Origin of the sequence: Bradyrhizobium sp. 45 (assembly GCF_023073155.1) — a bacterium.
GTDB lineage: Bacteria > Pseudomonadota > Alphaproteobacteria > Rhizobiales > Xanthobacteraceae > Bradyrhizobium > Bradyrhizobium canariense_D.
The window spans coordinates 54,610-72,639 of sequence record NZ_JADPIX010000063.1 but is presented as its reverse complement, the minus strand read 5'-3'; the positions used below and the strand labels follow the sequence as shown (position 1 = coordinate 72,639).

20 protein-coding genes are annotated in these 18,030 nt (G+C 62.7%); 6 read left to right on the top strand and 14 right to left on the bottom strand.

Going from position 1 to position 18,030, the window contains the following annotated elements; all coding sequences use genetic code 11:
* Positions 1-66: 66 nt before the first annotated feature.
* Positions 67-435: a hypothetical protein gene (locus tag IVB42_RS11840; RefSeq protein WP_247390282.1), complete on the top strand. Its 369-nt coding sequence runs from the start codon at positions 67-69 to the stop codon at positions 433-435.
* A gap of 179 nt (positions 436-614) precedes the next feature.
* Here IVB42_RS11840 and IVB42_RS11835 read toward each other — a convergent pair whose 3' ends face one another.
* From IVB42_RS11835 to IVB42_RS11810, 6 genes are all read right to left on the bottom strand, one after another.
* A complete protein-coding gene (locus tag IVB42_RS11835; protein WP_247470212.1) occupies positions 615-1,109 on the bottom strand; it encodes a hypothetical protein in 495 nt (164 codons plus the stop codon).
* A 176-nt stretch (positions 1,110-1,285) separates the two neighbouring features.
* Positions 1,286-2,017, bottom strand: a complete 732-nt coding sequence (locus tag IVB42_RS11830; protein WP_247470226.1) for an aspartate/glutamate racemase family protein — start codon at positions 2,015-2,017, stop codon at positions 1,286-1,288.
* 20 nt (positions 2,018-2,037) lie between these two features.
* On the bottom strand, positions 2,038-2,916 hold the full coding sequence (locus tag IVB42_RS11825) for an ABC transporter permease (protein ID WP_085396140.1): 879 nt from the start codon (positions 2,914-2,916) through the stop codon (positions 2,038-2,040).
* A 3-nt stretch (positions 2,917-2,919) separates the two neighbouring features.
* Complete coding sequence (locus IVB42_RS11820) at positions 2,920-3,879, bottom strand: ABC transporter permease (RefSeq protein WP_007602562.1); 960 nt, start codon at positions 3,877-3,879, stop codon at positions 2,920-2,922.
* A gap of 4 nt (positions 3,880-3,883) precedes the next feature.
* Entirely contained in the window at positions 3,884-5,173 is a 1,290-nt protein-coding gene (locus tag IVB42_RS11815; protein ID WP_007602563.1) for a PotD/PotF family extracellular solute-binding protein, read from the bottom strand.
* Between the two features lie 42 nt (positions 5,174-5,215).
* Positions 5,216-6,202 (bottom strand): ABC transporter ATP-binding protein, encoded by a 987-nt coding sequence (locus IVB42_RS11810; RefSeq protein ID WP_085396144.1) that lies wholly within the window; start codon positions 6,200-6,202, stop codon positions 5,216-5,218.
* A 265-nt stretch (positions 6,203-6,467) separates the two neighbouring features.
* Between IVB42_RS11810 and IVB42_RS11805 the strand changes: the two genes are divergently transcribed.
* Entirely contained in the window at positions 6,468-7,175 is a 708-nt protein-coding gene (locus tag IVB42_RS11805; RefSeq protein ID WP_085351121.1) for a GntR family transcriptional regulator, read from the top strand.
* 42 nt (positions 7,176-7,217) lie between these two features.
* On the opposite strand, the gene IVB42_RS11800 is transcribed toward IVB42_RS11805, so the two are convergent.
* Together IVB42_RS11800 and IVB42_RS11795 are read right to left on the bottom strand one after the other, a co-directional pair.
* A complete protein-coding gene (locus tag IVB42_RS11800; protein ID WP_247470210.1) occupies positions 7,218-8,147 on the bottom strand; it encodes a tripartite tricarboxylate transporter substrate binding protein in 930 nt (309 codons plus the stop codon).
* A 163-nt stretch (positions 8,148-8,310) separates the two neighbouring features.
* Positions 8,311-9,123 carry a helix-turn-helix domain-containing protein gene (locus IVB42_RS11795; protein WP_018455343.1) on the bottom strand — a complete coding sequence of 271 codons (813 nt, stop codon included), beginning with the start codon at positions 9,121-9,123 and terminating at the stop codon, positions 8,311-8,313.
* A gap of 332 nt (positions 9,124-9,455) precedes the next feature.
* Here IVB42_RS11795 and IVB42_RS11790 point away from each other — a divergent pair, with 332 nt between their 5' ends.
* Positions 9,456-11,207: a CYTH and CHAD domain-containing protein gene (locus IVB42_RS11790; RefSeq protein ID WP_247470209.1), complete on the top strand. Its 1,752-nt coding sequence runs from the start codon at positions 9,456-9,458 to the stop codon at positions 11,205-11,207.
* A gap of 75 nt (positions 11,208-11,282) precedes the next feature.
* On the opposite strand, the gene IVB42_RS42255 is transcribed toward IVB42_RS11790, so the two are convergent.
* The 5 genes from IVB42_RS42255 to IVB42_RS11770 all read right to left on the bottom strand — a co-directional run bounded on the left by IVB42_RS42255 (position 11,283) and on the right by IVB42_RS11770 (position 13,679).
* Positions 11,283-12,281, bottom strand: coding sequence for a tyrosine-type recombinase/integrase (locus IVB42_RS42255; RefSeq protein ID WP_247470208.1), 999 nt, complete (start codon positions 12,279-12,281; stop codon positions 11,283-11,285).
* Positions 12,282-12,549: 268 nt separating this feature from the next.
* On the bottom strand, positions 12,550-12,798 hold the full coding sequence (locus tag IVB42_RS11780; protein WP_247470207.1) for a hypothetical protein: 249 nt from the start codon (positions 12,796-12,798) through the stop codon (positions 12,550-12,552).
* Positions 12,795-12,920: a hypothetical protein gene (locus IVB42_RS42030; RefSeq protein ID WP_256470504.1), complete on the bottom strand. Its 126-nt coding sequence runs from the start codon at positions 12,918-12,920 to the stop codon at positions 12,795-12,797. Before IVB42_RS42030 ends, IVB42_RS11780 begins: the two co-directional genes overlap by 4 nt.
* A gap of 112 nt (positions 12,921-13,032) precedes the next feature.
* On the bottom strand, positions 13,033-13,350 hold the full coding sequence (locus IVB42_RS11775) for a hypothetical protein (RefSeq protein ID WP_247470206.1): 318 nt from the start codon (positions 13,348-13,350) through the stop codon (positions 13,033-13,035).
* A 137-nt stretch (positions 13,351-13,487) separates the two neighbouring features.
* Entirely contained in the window at positions 13,488-13,679 is a 192-nt protein-coding gene (locus tag IVB42_RS11770) for a hypothetical protein (RefSeq protein WP_247470205.1), read from the bottom strand.
* Between the two features lie 171 nt (positions 13,680-13,850).
* Here IVB42_RS11770 and IVB42_RS11765 point away from each other — a divergent pair, with 171 nt between their 5' ends.
* Both IVB42_RS11765 and IVB42_RS42025 read left to right on the top strand, forming a co-directional pair.
* Positions 13,851-14,114: a hypothetical protein gene (locus IVB42_RS11765; protein ID WP_247470204.1), complete on the top strand. Its 264-nt coding sequence runs from the start codon at positions 13,851-13,853 to the stop codon at positions 14,112-14,114.
* Between the two features lie 54 nt (positions 14,115-14,168).
* Positions 14,169-14,291 (top strand): hypothetical protein, encoded by a 123-nt coding sequence (locus IVB42_RS42025; protein ID WP_256470503.1) that lies wholly within the window; start codon positions 14,169-14,171, stop codon positions 14,289-14,291.
* Positions 14,292-14,419: 128 nt separating this feature from the next.
* Here the strand turns inward: IVB42_RS42025 and IVB42_RS11760 are convergent, their stop codons facing one another.
* Positions 14,420-15,295, bottom strand: coding sequence for a recombinase family protein (locus tag IVB42_RS11760; RefSeq protein ID WP_247470203.1), 876 nt, complete (start codon positions 15,293-15,295; stop codon positions 14,420-14,422).
* Positions 15,296-15,790: 495 nt separating this feature from the next.
* Here IVB42_RS11760 and IVB42_RS11755 point away from each other — a divergent pair, with 495 nt between their 5' ends.
* A complete protein-coding gene (locus IVB42_RS11755) occupies positions 15,791-17,359 on the top strand; it encodes a porin (protein WP_247470202.1) in 1,569 nt (522 codons plus the stop codon).
* Positions 17,360-18,030: the final 671 nt, after the last annotated feature.

Here is an 18,030-nt window from a genome sequence, read left to right as displayed (position 1 = left end):
CGCCTCAAGCCGATTAGCTTGGTCCTGCTTTGGAGCGTGGAGGGTATCCACGCAGAGGATCGAGTGATGATACGGAAGATGATGTTGACGGCGCTGGCTGTGGTGGCGGTTGGGTCGTCGATGCCGCAGGCGGCACAAGCGGGCGGTCACGGCGGCTGGGGTCATGGCGGCGGTGGCTGGGGCCGTGGTGGCGGCTGGGGTCATGGCGGCCACTGGCATGGCGGTGGCTTCTGGCCAGGCGTCGCCATCGGTGCCGGTATCGCCGGCGCAGGTTACTACGGCGGGTATTACGGCTACGGCCAACCGTATTACGGCAATCCATATTACTATGGTACCCGATACGATGATGGCGGTTATGGCGGCTGCTACGTTGTGCGGAAGCGCGTCATGACGCCAGCGGGCTGGCGCATCCGCCCCGTGGATGTCTGCGAATAGGCGGCGGTACCCGTCAAAAAACAAGGCCGTTGACGCAATATACCGTCAACGACCTTGCCAGCCCCGGACATTGAAATCGGCTCACGCCATCCGGTAACGGCGAGCATCGCTTGGAATCACACGGGCGAATGTGATCCAGTTCACAAGTCCAAAAATTTAAGGGTGGCGGCGCCGGCTGCTCAGCCGCGCGAGCGCTTGCGTGCACTGGCATGGACACGATGCCGTGCAGGTTTCCTGCGGGTAACTGAGGGAGTCTCCGCCTCGCTCGCCCGGGCGCTGGCAAAGGATTGCCGCAGGCCATCGATGGACTCGTTGAGTATCGTGACCTGCTCGGACAGACGCTTGGTGTCGGCCTGCTGGAATGCGAGCAAGCGCTTCACACTCTGGAGCTGGTCTTGCACGACCTGGAGCTGGTCAATCGATTCCTGCTGGGTTGCCTCCAGCCCCTTGGTCTTCTCGACCAGCTGCTCGGATGCCTGTGCGGTGCGAGCCTGCAGCTGCCGCGACGCCACCACCCGGTCGGCCTCAGGGGCCGCACCGGTATAGGCACGCCAGATCGCGATCGAGGTCACCCCCGCGATCAGGAGCAGGAGCGCGGCGGCGGTCAGCGCGATAGGCTGGGCGCCAAGGCGAAAGAGGGGATGGGACCGTGTGTCCTCTGCGAGATCGATCATCGCTGACAAAACCCAAATTGAAACTTGGTGAGTGGCGAAGACCGGCAACCTGAGGTTACCGGGGCGTCCCGAAAGCGTTACGTGTCGGCAAGGAATGGGACCAAAAAGAGGCTAAGAGCAAAAAAACCAACAATCAGGATGCCTTAGGGCATCCGTGCCCCCGTCAGAGGCAGAGATCAGGGCTGAAACAGCGAAAACGGACCGGAATAGGTCTTCGAGCGCGGCGCCGCGTAGGGCCCGAGCCGGGAGGTCTTCAGTCCCAGTCGCACCAGTGATTCTGCCAAGGTCACCGCGGCGGCGACGCCGTCGATCACGGGCAGGCTGTGCGTGGCGGCGAGTTCATTGGCGAGATCGGCCATGCCGGCGCAACCGAGCACGATGGCCTCTGCGCGATCGTCGCGGATCGCGGCCGTGATTTCCGTAGAGACTTTAGCGAGCGCATCGGTGTTGCGCTCCTCGAGCGCGAGCACCGGCACCTCGGCGGCGCGGACGCGCGCGCAGCGTTCGGCGAGGCCGTATTTCCGCAAATTATGCTCGATCGGCACGATGGAGACACCGAGCGTCGTCACCACGGCGAAGCGCGCGGCAATCAGGCTCGCCATGTGGAAGCCGGCCTCGCCAATGCCGATCACTGGTGCCCTTGCCGCAGCGCGCGCGGCGTCGAGGCCGGTGTCGTCGAAGCAGGCGATGACATGCGCATCCGCGCCGTCGCGGTCGGCCTCGCGGATGCAGCCGAGCATGCCCGGCACCGCGAACGCCTCGTCGTAAAATCCCTCGATCGAGACCGGGCCCATCGTGGGCTGGCGCGCATCGATCACGGTGTCGGGCAGGGCGACCGCGCGCGCGGCAGCGGCGATCTTCACCGTCATGGACGCAGTGGTGTTGGGATTGACGACGTGAAGCCGCATCGGATCAGACAAGCCCCTTCTCAGACAAGCCCTTTGCCGGCGTCCGAGCCTTTGGCCGCCTGTCGCTTGTTGAGCATGTGGATGGTGCCAAGCGCAAGCGCGATCACCGTGAACGAGACGGCCGAGATCACGGTGCCGAGCGCATAGATGTCGGGGTTCGTCACGGTGGTGGTGAGGCCCTGGAGATCGAGAGGCAGCGTGTTCACCGCCCCGATCGCCTGGCTGGAACGCGCGAGTTCGTCCCAGGACAGTGTGAAGCCGAACAGTCCAATGCCGATCACGGAGGGCAGGATGATCGGCAGCACGACATGACGGAACGCCTGCCACGGTGTCGCACCGAGATCGCGCGCGGCTTCCTCGAGCCTGGGATCGAAGCGATTGAAGATCGCGAACATGATGAGAAGGCCGAACGGCAGCGTCCAGGTCAGATGTGCACCGAGGCCCGAGGTGAGCAGACCCATCGAGGTCTCGAAATTCTCGTTCCAATGCGCCTTGATCAGATCGTCGATGATGCGGAATTCAAGCGAGATGCCGAGCGAGGTGATGATCGAGGGCACGATGAGGCTCGCGATCGCGGAGTAGAACAGGATGCTTTGCGCCTTGAACTTGCGGCGAAACGCCATGCCCGCTGCGACCGACAGCACGACGGTGACGATCATCACGATAATGCCAAGCAGCAGCGAACGGCGGAAGGCGGCGCCGAGATCGACGATGCCGGTGCCCTGGAACAATTTTGCGATCCAGAAAGTCGATACACCGTTCATCGGGAAGGTGAGGCCGCCCTGCGGTCCCTGGAACGACAGCACATAGATCGCGATCATCGGGCCGTAGAGGAACAGCGTGTAGGCCGCGAAGAAGATCGCGAGCACGTAGAAAGAGCGCGGGCGTCCTTCCTTCATGCTCTAGAGCTCCTTCTTGATGTCGACGATACGCGACATCATGGTGATGATCAGGAACGTGATGACGAGCAGGATCACGGCATTGGCCGCTGCTGCCGGGAATTGCAGCGCATTCACCCGCGTCTCGATGATCTTGCCGGCGGCCGCGATCTGCTGCCCGCCCATCACGCCGATGGTGATGAAGTCGCCCATCACGATGGTGATGACGAAGATCGAGCCGATCACGATGCCGGGTTTTGCCAGGGGAATGATGACGTTGACTAGCGTCTGGAAACCGGTCGCCCCGGCGTCATAGGCGGCCTCGATGAGCGATTTGTCGATGCGAACCATTGAGTTGAAGATCGGCACCACCATGAAGAAGGTGAAGAGGTGCACCAGCGCCAGCACCACGGAGAATTCGGAGAACAGCAGCCATTCAACGGGATGGTTGATCAGCCCCGTCTTCACCAAGCCTGAGTTGACAAGGCCATTGCGCCCGAGCAGCGGAATCCAGGCGATCATGCGGATCACGTTGGAGGTCCAGAACGGGATCGTGCAGAGCAGCGACAGTCCCATCTGCCAAGTTTTCGACTTGACGTGAAAGGCGAGGAAGTAGGCGACCCAGAAGCCGATGAAGAGTGTGATGACCCACACGAGGAAACAAAGCTTTAGCGTCTTCAGATAAGTCTTGGCGATGGTGCAGAGATCGGGGAGCTGCGCGATGCAGCCCTCGAACGTGTCGGTGTAGCCGCGGCCCGAGAAGGCCGGCAGCAACTGGTATTCGTTGTAGTCCCAGAACGAGACGATGACGACGAAGACGAGCGGGATCAGGAAGAAGGCGAGGAACACCAGCATCATCGGCCCGGCCTGGAGCCAGGAGATGAAGGAGGGTGACAGCCGCGCCGCTTTGCTGCGGCGCGCCGTCTCCGATCCCCGGACCAGGTCCGGAGATGCCTGTTGCAAAATGTCCTCCGACGTGTCCATCAGATTACGCCGCGATGAACTCGTTCCACTTGCGGACCATGTAGTCGTTCTCGTCCATCACGGCGTTCCAGCACGCGACGCCGCCCATGCGGTCCTCGTAGGAGCCGCCGTCGCGCACGGCGCCAGCCTTCTCGAGCAGCGAGCCGTCGGGCGCCTTGATGTCCTTCTCGGCCGCCTTGCCTTCCATCCAATAGGCCCACTCGTAAGGCTCCATATGCGCCTTCGCGGTGGAGAGCACGGCCGAGTAGTAGCCCTGGCGGTTGAGATAGGCGCCGGCATAGCCGGACAGGAACCAGTTGACGAACTCATAGGCCCATTCGAGCTTCGCACCCGAGACGCCCTTGGAGACGCAGAAGCCGGAGGCCCAGGAGCGATAGCCTTCCTTGAGCGGCTGGAAGGTGCAGGCAATCCCCATCGAGCGGACCTTCGTCACCGCCGGCGACCACATCGACTGGATCACGGTCTCGCCCGAGGCCATCAGGTTGACGCTCTCGTTGAAGTCTTTCCAGAAGGCGCGGAACTGGCCCGCCTTCTTGGCCTCGGTCATCACCTTCATGGTGAGATCGATCTCTTCCTTGGTCATGTTGCCCTTGTCGGCATATTTGTACTTGCCGGTGGCTTCCACGACCATCGCGGCATCCATGATGCCGATCGAGGGGATGTTGAGGATCGAGGCCTTGCCCTTGAACTCGGGGTTGAGCAGCTCGGCCCACGAGCTGATCGGACGCTTGATGATATCGGGGCGAATGCCGAGCGTGTCGGCGTTGTAGACGGTCGGGATCAGCGTGACGAACTCGGTGGCAGACGTCGCGAACTTCTTGGAGTCCTTGCCTTCGAGATAGAGCACCTTCCAGGGTGCGGTGCCCTGGCCGCCGATCTTCTTGCCGCCGGGCGTGACGCCCTTGGTGAAGACCGGCGTGATGTTGTCGAATTCCTTGATCTTCCTCGCGTCGAGGGCAAGGATGTTGCCCGACGGCACGATCTTCTTTAGCGCGAAATATTCGGTGTCCAGCACGTCGAAGGAATTCGGCTGGGTCATCACGCGCTTGGTGACGTCGTCGGTGGTCGCGGTGATATATTCGATCTTGATGCCGGTGTCCTTCAGGCACTGCTTGGAGATCTCGTCACCCTCGTTCACTGCGGTGCCGAGATAGCGCAGCACCTTCGGCTCGGCCGACATTACATAGGGAAAGCCTGTGATGGCGCCGGAGCCCGCGGCAAGTCCGGCGAGACCCGCGGTGCTCTTCAGTAGCGTGCGGCGGCTAAGGCCCTTCTTCCTGGTCGTTTCGGTCATATCACTCACTCCTCTGTTGCGCATTCCGGTGATTGATCGGCGCTATTGCAGACGTTGCGCCTTGGCGGGATCCCAGATGGCCAGCACGCGATCGCCCGGCCGGAACTGGTGGACGTCGAAGGCGGCCTCGGGAAGGTGGGAAAACAGGGCGGTCCCGTCGTCGAGCGTGAGCGAGACGGCGATGTAGGAGCCTTGGTACTCGGTCTGGGTCAGTAGCGCGGGCGCGCCGAAGGCGCCGTCAGTGAACGGCGCGATGCCGAGCTGATCGGCGCGCACGGCGATGAGTTTGCCTGCGTCGCTGAGGACGTTGTGACCGCCGATGAAGCGCGCCACGAATTCGGTGCGGGGGTGATGGAAGATGTCGCGGGCGCTTCCCTGCTGTTCGATCCTGCCCTGGTTCATCACCACGATGTGGTCGGCCAGCGCCATCGCCTCTTCCTGGCCGTGCGTGACCTGAACGAAGCTGATGCCGAGCTCGCGCTGCAGCCGCTTCAATTCGCCCCGCATCTTCACCCGCAGGAACGGATCGAGCGCCGAGAGCGGCTCGTCGAGCAACAGGATCTGCGGCTCCGTGATCAGCGCGCGGGCGAGCGCGACGCGCTGCTGCTGGCCGCCGGACAGCTGTGCGGGGAGGCGGGCCGCATAGGGCGTCATCGCCACCAGCTCGAGCAACTCGCCGGCGCGCTTGTGCCGCGTCGCCCGGTCGATGCCGCGCATTTTCAGGGCAAACGCCACGTTGTCGAGCACGGTGAGGTGCGGAAACAGCGCGTAGGACTGGAACATCATCGCCGTGCCGCGCTTGGCGGGTTCGAGATCCGTGACGTTCTGCGGACCCAGGATGATGTCGCCTTCGCTGACGGCCTCGTGGCCGGCGATCATGCGCAAGGTCGAGGTCTTGCCGCAGCCGGAGGGGCCGAGCAGGCAACAATAAGTGCCGGCCGGGATTTTCAGATTGACGGTGTCGACCGCCAGCGTCGTGTCGTAGCGCTTGGTGACGGCGACCAGTTCGAGGGCGGCGGGAGTGGCCATGGCGTGTCCGGGGCGAGGGCGATGCTGCGCCTCTCTCCGCAAGGTCCATGCCAATCGCGCTTGAATCGTTCTCGGCCGGCCGAATTCCAAAACAGTGCAGCGGAGTCAGATCGTTAGATCGAATCCCACGGGCTTGGGCGGTTCGCTGCCTTCGCAGTTGCGTGCACACAAAACAGGCGCGGATTGTATAAAGTTTCGCCTGTGATTGGATACAGCTGGTCGATTAGGATTCAACGCCCTCGTCGACGATCGAGTCCTCACCCCCATGGCCGTCAAGTCCCGACCGAAATCCGACGCGCCAGATGCGAGCGATCGCGTCAGCCGCATCCGGGAAGGTGTGACTGCGGCGATCCTCGAGCATCGCCTGTTGCCCGGCACGAAACTCGGCGAGGACGAGATCGGCGAGATCTACGGAGCAAGCCGAACGCTGGTTCGCACCGCGCTGCAACAGCTCGCGCACGAGGGCATCGTCAACATCGAGAAGAACCGCGGCGCCTTCGTCGCGCGGCCGACGCCTGCGGACGCCCGCGAAGTGTTCGAGGCGCGCCGCCTGATCGAGCCGACAATCGTCGATCACGCCGTTGACGCGGTGTCGCCGGCCTGGATCGGGCGTCTCCAGCGGCATCTTGCCGAGGAGCGCGAGGCGGAGCTGCGTGGCGATGCGCGTGCTTCGGTCCGCCTCTCCGGCGACTTCCATCGACTCGTCGCCGAGATGAGTGGCCACAGCATCTATCTTGGTTTTCTCAAGGAGCTGATCGCGCGGTCCTCGCTGATCATCCTGCTCTACCGCCGGCATGACACGCCGGCCTGCGGCACCGATCATCACGCCGGAATCGTCTCCGCGATCCGCAAATGCGACAGGGAGGCCGCGCGCGCGCAGATGTTGTCGCATCTGAACGAGATCGAGGCCGAGCTGTTTCTGAAGGATCCCGCCGCTGACGAGTTGCGACTCGCGGACGTGCTCGGGGTCTGAGCTCAACGAGGCGCGTCCGCACCCGGCTGGGCGCGACGGCGGCTATTGCGGCTCTAATCCGAGAGTCTTGATCGACTCGAGCCAGATCGGCCCTTCCTTTTCGTAGAGCGCAATCGAGGATGCGCGATCCATGGCCGGCTGGTCGACGCCGAAGGCATCGAGCAGCTTCTGCACGCGCTCCGTCTTGCCGCCTTCGACCATCAACTTGGCGAGCATGTCGATCCGGTCTGCCGGCATCGCAGCGGGCGCCACCAGCGCGGTAAAACTGATGAGCTGGAAGACATTGCCCGTGACCCCTTGCTCGGCAAATGTCTTGGTTTCGGGCAGCTTCTTCATGCGCACTGGTGTCGGCACGGCAATCGGGCGGCCGATGCCGGTATCGAGCACCGGTAGCGCAGCCTGATAGCTGCCGACGGCCGCCTGGATCACCCCCGCGGCCAGATCCTGCCACATCGGCGCTTCGCCGCGGTAATGCACGATGGAAATGTCCAGACCGAATTGCCGGTTGAGCTCGGCGATCGCAATATGTGCGAACGAGCCGATGCCGTACGAGCCGGCCGTGACCTTGTTGCCACGTGCGTACGCGAAGAACTCTTCGATCGTCTTTGCATTGGTGGCGGAATGGACCACCAGCGGCAGATGCCCCGAAGGCGTCATCGCGACGATCGTGAAATCCTTGTCCGGATCATAGGCCAGCGATTTCAACAACAGCCGGTTACCGAGCAAGGTGGACGAGATCGTGTACATCAGCGTGTAGCCGTCGGCCGGGGAATCCTTCACCGACTGTGCCGCCAGCGCACCGCTGGCTCCGGTTTTGTTTTCGACAATGACCGGCTGGCCAAGCTTCTGCGAGATATAGTCGCCATAGGCGCGGGCGAAGGCATCGGTGATGCCGCCTGCCGGCGTGGAGACGACGATCCTGATTGCCCGGGTCGGCCAGGCTTCGGCCAAAGCCGTTTCAGAAGCGGCCATCGTCAGGCATGCCATCGCGGCAGCCCAAATTCTCGCGGATGTCCGCACTTCGGCCTCCCCTTTTCCCTGTGTCATTGGGCAGCCGGCAGCCGCCGCAACGAGGTGTCACACGGGCAGGAAGGGGGGTCAAGAAATCAAAATATCGTTTCACTGTGTGAAATGATCATCGCCGACCTGCAGGAGAACCCGGCGCAGCAAGCTTGGCACCGAGCGCCTCGGCAAGTGCGGAAGCGACCTTCTTCATCGGCGGTACGAAGCGCCGCACACCGTCCTCCAGACCGACCGCCTCGCGAAGCATCATCACGTTCATGCTGCCGAACAGGCGATTCCGCAAAACGACGGGTACGCCGATCGCCCACACTGCGCCCCCGAAGACGCGGCGGCTGTAGGTCTCGTCCATGACTGCGAACCCCGCGCTACGGATCGTGCGCAGCACTTTGGCAAGTCTGCCGGGATTGCGCGCCAGATCGTTCCAGGGCTCCGGACCAAGGGCCAGCCGTGCGGCAATGCGCTCCTGCTCGGCGGGTTCGCAGAAGGCGAGATAGGCGCGTCCCATCGAGGTGCCGAGGACGGGAAAGCGAAAACCCGGCGGGCGGCTGAACAGCAGCGATCCATCGACGCGCGTCGTGTGGGCGATGACCATGGACTCCTGATCGAGCACCGCGATGTCTGACGGCCAATGGATCTGCTTGCGGAATTTGTTCAGGATGGGTTCGGCGATGCCGCCAATCCAGGTCGGCTCATCATAGCCTGCGCTGAGCAGCAGCGCCCGTCCCGTCGGCGCGTAGCTGGCCGGCTCGGTACGACGTACCACATAACCTTCATGTTCCAGCGTCTCGAGCATGCGGACGATCGTTGACTTGTTCAGCCCCGTCGCCTTGTGCAGCGAGCCGACGGTCGACTGCCGTTCCTGATTGATCACCCGAAGGACTTCGAGGCCCCTGGACAACGCGATGACGGGACGGAACGACGTCATGCCAACTCCTTGTGATTGCCTGTGCCGCTAGCCGATGAAGCAACAGCCGGAGGGACAGGGCAGCGCGCTCGACGCCATCGCCACCGATTGCGGGAAGGTTGGCATGAGTCAAGCTCGCTGACGCGTTCATCTCGGTTTCGAGAAGGGCGGGATTCGCAGTCAACTCGATCGCTTGCTGTGCCCAGCGGCAATTTAGTTCCTGTGGTCAAGCTGGATTGTGCGCTCCCAGCCTCGTGTGGACGGTAGGGCGCTGCGACGTCACGTGACTATTCCTCGCGAGCCACACCGGCTATAGGATGGCGCTCTGTCATCGAACTGTCATGTTACCGTAAATGCTGAAGTCAGACGCAACGCCGGTTCGCAAGGCTCCGAGCGCGCGGGATGGAAATCCTGTTGCAAGGGAAAACAAGAGAACGCAAGTCGTTGCTGGCTTCTTCAGGCAGCGTGAGCCGGCCGAACTCGTCGCGGAACCTGTGATCGATCAGACGCCATTGCAAGACGCGGAACCGGCAACGGAACCACTGCGGTCGAGCGCTGCCGCGCATGGTGCCGGTGAGATCGAGCTCAAGCTTTTCGTCGATGCCGATCGCATGGCGCATTTCAAGGCCGCGCCTGTGATCGCGATGAACGCGCGCAACAAGGGCGCGCGCAAACATCTCAAGTCCGTCTATTACGACACGCCGGAGCGGACGTTGCGTCGCCACGGCTTGAGCTTGCGCGTTCGTCAGAGCGGCGCGCGCTTCGTGCAGACCGTGAAGACCGATGCGGTGGACGATCCGCTCCGCCGTGGTGAGTGGGAGATGAGGGTACCGTCGCTTGCGCCCGATCTCGGTTTGGCAATGCCGTTCATTCCCGAGAAGCTTCGCGGCAACCTGGAAGCGCAGCCGCTCGAATCGGTCTTCACCGCCGATGTCCATCGCCATGCGCGGCCGATCGAACTGCCGTCAGGCACGGTCGAGATCGCCTTCGACCAGGGTGAGTTGACGGCCGGCGACCGTTCACTGCCGGTGAGCGAGATCGAGCTGGAGCTCAAGAGCGGCAGCGCGAGCGCGGTCTACGAGATCGCGCTGCGGCTCGCGGAGCACGGCGACGTAAAGCCGTCCATTCGCTCCAAATCGGCACGCGGCTTCGATCTTGCCGCCGACAAGCCACCCTCGGCGCGGCGTCCGCGAAAACTTCGTCTCGATCCGTCGGTGACATTGGACGAGGCGTTCGCGACAATCCTGCGTTCCTGCTTCCTCCATTTGCTTCAGTCGCTGCCGGCGGCCGAGGATGGCCGCAAGCCGGAAGGAATCCATCAGCTGCGCGTCTCGCTGCGCCGGCTTCGATCGGCGTTGGATCTGATGGGGTCGGTCGGCGCGCTCAGCAATCTCGATGCGCTGCGGTTGGAAGCCAGATGGCTGGCGCAAGAGCTCTCCGCTGCGCGCGACTGGGATGTGTTCCGGCTCGATACCTTGCCGAAGATCGCAACAGCCTGTCCGTCGGTCGCGGGCTTCGATGCACTGGGCCTGGCTGCGGCCGGGCGCCAGTCCGACGCCTATCGCAAGGCGCATGGCGCCCTCGAAGATCGCCGCTGCGCCATGTTCCTGCTCGGCCTCGGCAACTGGATCGAGGCGCGCGGCTGGCGCAACGACGTCGCCACCGAGGATCTCGGCCAGCTCGCCGAACCCGCGGCCGACTTCGCGGCACGCATCCTATCGGCGCAATACGCCAAGGTGCTCAAGCGCGGCCGCCGCTTCAAGTCGCTTTCCGCCGAACAGTTGCACCGCCTGCGGCTCGCGACCAAGCGGCTGCGCTATCTCAGCGAGTTTCTGCTGCCGCTGTTCGCAGACCGCAAATCCACGCGAAAATTCTCGCGAAGGCTCGCCGGCTTGCAGGAGCAGCTTGGCGCCGTCAACGACATGGCGGTTACGGCATCATTGCTGGACGGGCTTGATGCCGAGCCCGACGGCACCATCGCCGCGGCGGCGATCGCAGGCTGGCAGGCGCGCGCGTCGATCGGGGTGCAACCCGTCCTGCAAAGCACATGGCGCGATTTCACCGTCGCGCGCGTGCCCTGGTCGCGGCAGGCGCCGCAGAACTAAGCGAAGTACACCCTAAAAAAGTTGCGGCCAGCCATTGGGGGAGTCTTGTCCGCCTGTTGTATATACAGGCGAATTTCAGTCGTTGACGGCTTTTCCCCGTCCTGTCCCCAGCGTCGGCAGACTGTCGACGCGGTCCCATTCTGCGCGCGGCACCACATGGGCGTAGCGCGCGGCGCTGCGTTCGTCGCGCCAGTTGCCGGTCGCGACCAGGCCCTTGGTGTCGGCGCCGCCGTACATCCGCAGCCATGTCGCCCAGGTGTGGCGAAACACATGGAAGGTGACGAAGCCGAGCCGGAACGGCGGCTTCTTCCAGCCGGTCGGCCGGCGCTTGGGGCATTCAAGCCCGCAGGCGGCCATCGTGGCGCGCAGCAGGAGGTGTTTGAAGTGGCCGCCCTCCTTGAAGCGGAATAGCTGGACGCGCCCGGGGTGGGCCTCCAGATGGGCCTGCAGCCGCATTGCGACGTCGCCGCGCAGTTTCAGCATGCGCGGGTCGCCGTTCTTGGTGGTCGGCAGCCACAGCGCCAGATCCTCCGGCCGCGTATTGGCCGCCAGCGCGTGCAGGCCCTCGCTCTTGCGGATGCCGTTGTAAAGCAGCACCAGCAGATAGAGCTCGAATTCCGGATCGATCTTGGCGGCCTCTGTCAGGATGAGACCGGCATCCTCCGGCCACATGAAGTCCTTGCGCTGGCGGCCTTTCGAGCCTTTCGGACGTCGAAACACGGGTGCCTTGTCGCCGAGCTGGTGCCGGATGATGGCAATCGTCGGAGCGTAGACGGCGCGGTTGCGATAATCGGGCGCGCCGTGCGGCAGCAGCGTCAGGGCAGCGGCGTCGATCGCTGCCTGGCCGAGCTCGTCGATCGGCGTCTCTCGGAAATACTTCAGCAGCATAGGGACATAGCGGCGGTCGCCGCCCGACTGCATCCACGCATTCGCCGCCGTCAGGAAAGTCGGCCGCCCGGGATCAGGCTTAACTTCCGGGGCCGGGTATTTTCCGTGCCGCTCGATGCATTCTTCGATCTCGACGAGCTTGTCGCGAGCGATGGATCGTTTGTGAGTGCCGCTGCTAACCTCCACGCGGCATCCGAGATAGGTTCCTCGGATTTCGAAATTGGGCGTTTTGCCCTTCCGCGGCGGCCTGAGCTTGAGCGGCACTTCAACTCCTCCCGTAACGCAAACTCTATGCGGGCGATGTCGTCTGAGCGGAACACCTTATCCCGCCCCACAGGCGTGTAATAGGGTTCGCCCGAGTTATCCCGGGGGTGTGCACGGAGCCATTCCGCCAGCCAACGAGGCGACGGAGCCTTCAACTCGGCGGCGGCCTCGGCCAAGGTGAAGCGTTGGGTCACGGCTCCCTCCGGCAAATCTCGCCCTGGGCCGCCCCGCACGTCATACAGCTGCCGTCGAGGTCGACCTCGTTCGTGGCGCAGCGCCGCGGCGCATCATCTTCGCGGGTGCCGCGCTCGATCGTGCCGATGCTGCGCAGCATGCCGGTGACAAGCGCATGGCAAGTCTTAAAGTCGAGATGCCGCACGCCGCGCGCCATGAGATCGCGGCGCAGGGCGCCGGCCATGATGAGGCTGACGCCGGTCATGACGCACCCCGTTCGGCGATCGCCACCAGCACAACGGCCCGCATCGCGACCAGGTTGCCGCGCTGGGCGTAGAGGCGCTGGGCGACCAACAGCGGGTTGATGTCCAGCTGCGCCCAGAACAAGGACGCTCGACGCCTCGTCGTGCTGTTCGCGGAAGAGCAGCTTGAGAAGCAGAAGGCGCGGGAGCGTGGAAAGCCCGAGCGGACCGAGTAGTGAGGGCAAGCGGCTTCTCAGCTACCGGTGCCACGGCCGGCGGCGGCCCTGGATCTCACGTGCCTTGCTGATCTGGTCGTAGCCGATCTGACCGTGCAGATCCTCCCAGGCGGTTCGAAACCTGGCCTTGGCCTCGGCGAGGCTGCCGGCGCCGCCGCGGTGCTGATCGCGCTGGGGCACGTTCGGCAGGAAGGCTGTCCAGGACCAGCCGCCTTGGCTGCCGATACCGATTGAGCGGTATATGCGGCCGATCACCAGCTCGTCCCAGATCACCTCGTAGTCGTCGGGCGTGGTTTCGCCGCCGATCACGGTGCGGCGCATAGTGAGGTCGTCGGGCATGTGAGAACGAATAGGGAATTTTTTCTCGCCCGAAAAGGGTATTCAAAAGGCGAGAAAACCAAGCCACTTTTGTCAACGAAATCAGCGAGGCTAAGTCAGTACTTCCGCGCGCGGCTGACGACGTTTTCTTATCGCACCTATTCCCAGCGGCCACTCAGCTTGGTCCGCGCGGCGATCGTCGTCTCGATCTCTTGCACCATCTCTCCGAGCCGTTCAGCGAGCCGTTCGAACAGCGCGCGCGTCTGCCTGTCGGGCGATGTTCTTGCCAGTCGAGCACAATATTCCACCTCCGCCCGAAACTTCTCGAGCTGCGCAATCAATTCTTCCATATCGGTACGTCCCCGACCAAACGGCCCCAGGGCGAAAGCTCTAGCGCCTGGCGCTCAGGCCGGGCACCTGGGAAATTTCCCAGGGTCCAAGCTCTACGGTTGCGTCGCAGAGGAAAGCCGGGATGAATGCGAGTCGGACCGCACGGCTGCGACGACCAGCGGGGGACCACGATGGCGACAATGGACGACTTCCGGGAGGAACTTGAGGCTCAGATTGCCAGGGCGGCCAGGCAGGGCCGTTCTCACGTCGAGATCAATGCCGGCGAGCTGCACCGCGTCGTCAGCCCAGACGAGAACCTGCACTCAATGGCGTGCGAGGCAATGCGGCAGTTGCAAAACGTCGGCGACCAGGTAGTCCATGCGCCACCAGCCGGCGATGGACCTTCCTTCACGATCCGCTACATGCTTCCGCGATCGCAGGCGGGGTTGTTTTAAGGCATGCGCCCGCCGCGCTGCGGAACGAGACCTCGGCGGACGGCATTGGCTCCCATGGACGACAGAAAGTGGATCGCCATCATGGTCGCCTCGATGCTGCTCCTGGTCGCCGTCGCAGCACTCCTTGTGCAGCGGTCGGGCTTGGTGGCGGACACCCACGCGTTCATGAGTCGCTAGCGCGGAGCGCTCGCTACCAGAAACCAAAGGCTGCGGGCACTTGCACGCCTGCAGCGAACGACCCACACCTCGTTGGTGAATACCCATCGTTCATCGACACCAGGTGGCGCCACTTGCCCGCGAGTTGATTACCCTATTGAAATGCAAGTGTACGACGGCCCCTCTTGCAGGTGAATCGCGAGAAACCTCCCTGCGATGTGCTTCCGGATCTGTGCCGAGGAATGTCTAGGCTGGCTGAGATTTCCTGCACTGTGAATTAGGAGGCCAGCGACAATCCGCTTGAGTAGAACTGTGATGTTCACTCTTCTCGCATAGCGTAGCCCCTCATCGGAAGAGAGGCCTTTGATTTCTTCGACAAGATCGAGCAGCCCTGCTTTTAGGTCGTAGCTTGCTTGGTCGAGCAATGCTGGGTGCGCCAGAAAAGCAAGGACGGTGATTTCAAAGTCTTTGTATGTCCAGGCGGAGCGGCTGCAGGCGCCATCATTCAAGACCTGCTCGCATACGAGGACCTGCACATTCGAAATCCGATGGAAGATGACTTTGCTGCCGCAATAGGCACACGAGCATAGGTCACCGAAGATGTTAGCGAGATCATTTCCTTTTCGTCCACGATGCGCCAGATTCTGTTGGCGTGCTGCCTGGGCAGCATCGAAAGTGCCCTTGTCTATGACGGCAGGGTAATAGCCGGAAATGGGAGGGCCGCTTGGGATACCCTTCTTATGACCTGCCGCGAAGGACTTCGGCTGGTGCTCACCATAGGTCGCCCGGTTCCTGAGCATCGAGTCTATGGTGGTGTTGTCCCAGTTGATCGCTCGGGTGAATGTCGGCACCTTTAGTTCGTCGAGATAATTCGCAATGGCGTAACTGCCCATCCCGCCGATCGCGAGTTCGAAAATTTTTCGCACGGTTTCGGCTCGGTCCGGCAGAAACACGAAAGACAACCGGTCGTCAGTGAGGCCGAGCCAACTTGGCGCCGCTGAGATCTTTTTGCTCACCTTAGACATAGAATCCTGGGTCCCGAGTGGGTGGCCGCGCGAGCGAAGCGGACACTCGATTCGTCCTTAAGTGCAAATCGATTCCCATCTTCAAGCGCAGTGGACGTGCCTGTTCCCGCGGGTGGACCCCTTCTCACACGAAGTACTCACGCAGCTGTGAGAGATCGAAAGTCGAGAAATCGCAATTACTTAGGCCGGAATCACCTTCGGCAAGTTGCGTGATTTTTGTGCAACACCTGTCTGAAAACGAGCTTTCACGGCCCATTTCGGAGCGTTCTCTTGTTGTGTGTGCACGGACCATCGATCATGGTGACTGCACGACGGAGGGGGGCATCCCGAGGTCGTCCCGTCTTAGGTGGTTCGCTTAAGTCCCTCGCGTTCAGCGGGTGTGTCCGAAGGCGCGAAGCGACTAAGCGGTGAATTTAAGGGACAAGGGAACCAACCTTAGGGTGTCTTCACCCAGCGGATCCGGAACCTTCCCTATGGCAAACTTGGAGGTTTAACATGAAGTTGGTTAAGAGCCTTTTGCTCGGTTCCGCGGCGGGTCTGCTCGCTGTTGGCGGAGCGCAGGCAGCCGATCTCCCCGTGAAGGCCAAAGCGGTCGAATACGTGAAGATCTGCTCCCTGTACGGTGCGGGTTTCTACTACATCCCCGGCACCGACACCTGCATCAAGCTGGGTGGTTATCTGCGCGCTGAAGTCGCGCTGAACAGCAACTCGGTTTTCAGCGGTCAGCTCACCGGTAACAACGGCGCGCGCAACCGTCTGACGAACTACTACACCATGCGCGCTCGTGAAGATCTCAACATCGACACGCGCACCGCGACCGAGTACGGCGTTGTCCGTACCTTCTTCGACGGCGTGTTCTCCTGGACCACCGGCAACTACTCCGGAACCGGTAGCGCCTTCGGCGGTACCGCCTACAGCAGCACGCTCGCCCTCAATACTTCGGGCGTATCCCCGGCGCTCGTTGGTTCCTCGATCAACGGCACCGACGGTGCCACCTCGGGCGGTTCGCTCGGCGTGTACTACGCCTTCATCCAGTTCGCTGGCTTCACCATGGGTAAGGCCGTGTCGCAGTTCGACGCGCCCTGGACCAACTATCCCGGCAACAACTTCGACAGCCTCGTCGGCGGTTCCGGCACGGTCACTGGTGTCAACCAGTTCACCTACACCGCTGACTTCGGTCAGGGCGTGACGGCGTCGTTCTCGGCTGAAGATGCGACGGCCTATTACCAGGCCGGCAACATCAACTTGGCTGGCGCATCTGCTACCGGTATCGTTGGTGGTGCGTACGGCACGAACAACATCGGCGGTTCGCGTTCGCCGAACCTCGTCGCTATGGTCCGCGTCGACCAGGCTTGGGGTCTGTTCCAGGCGTCGGTCGCTGCGCATGACAACCACGTTGCCTACTACGGCGCCACCGAGGTGACTGGCCATCCCGAAGACAAGTGGGGTTGGGCTGCTCAGCTCGCTCTGTCGATCAAGAACATCCCGACTGGTGCGGGTGACGTGATCAACATCCAGGGCGTCTACACCGACGGCGCGTCCCGCTACAACTTCCAGAACCTCGCGGGCGGCAGCTACTCGATGTTCGGCAGCTCCGACGTTGCCTACCAGAGCGTCGGCTTTGCCTATGCTCCGGACACCGTGTTCACCTCGGCGGGCGGTGGCTCGTCCCAAGAGAGCGTGAAGACTTGGGGCTTCCGTGGTGCCTACACCCACAACTGGGATCCCTACTGGAACACCGCGCTGTACGGTGCCTACGCTCAGGCGCAGTTCGGCTCCTTGGCTAAGACCAGCCTTTGCGGTGTCGGTGGTACGTTCGCGATCGCTGGCGTGACCTCGTGCAATCCTGACTTCGCCATCGGCCAGGTCGGTGTCATCACCCGCTGGACCCCGGTCAAGAACTTGACGTTCTCGGCCGACCTCAACTGGACCCATCTCGACCAGAAGTATGCGGGCGTCTTCGCTTACGCCGGTTCGGGCACAACGGCCAAGCCGGCCGCTGCGTACGAGCTGAAGGATCAGGACACCATCACCCTGCTCCTCCGCGCTCAGCGCAACTGGTAAGCTCGCTCTAGACAACAAAGACGGGAGCTCTTGGCAGGTAACTGCCGAGAGCTCCTCAAAGCCCTCGGCGGGAGACTGCCGAGGGCTTTGCTGTCTTCAGGAGCAAGATTACCGGTTCGAGCCTTCAGGGACGATTCGTTCCGGCCTTGCGCCACGGCCGGCGTCGGCTCTGGATCAAGCGTGGCTTGCTGTGACGTAGCCGATCCGGCCGTGCAGATCCTTGCCGTTTGGAAGAGGGCCTTGGCCTCGGCGAGGCTGCGGGCGCCGCCGCGGCGCTCGATACGCTGTGGCTTACGACCGGCCGTCGATGCCACCAATGCCGACCGAGCGGAAGATCGGGTCGATCGTTAACTCGTTCCAAAGAGCGGCGTAGTCGTCGGGTGCGGTTCTCCGCCAATCAAGTACCGACATCGACCGATTGTGCCAATGGGAACGCAGAGAGAACAAATTCCCCCGTTTTTCCCCGTGTCGGTAAGTCGTGTTTGGGGAATGTTCCGTGTCGACACGTTCCGAGACGTCTTAACGGACGCGGCTAGACTGCTTTGATTCCAAAGGAATTTGGCGGTTCTCGCCGCGCCCAAAAAGTTGCGGCCAGCCATTGGGGGATGGCTGGCCGCGCGCGAACCGGTCTGGGACGGGGAGGGGTGGGGATGTGACCGGGTCGCGTATCT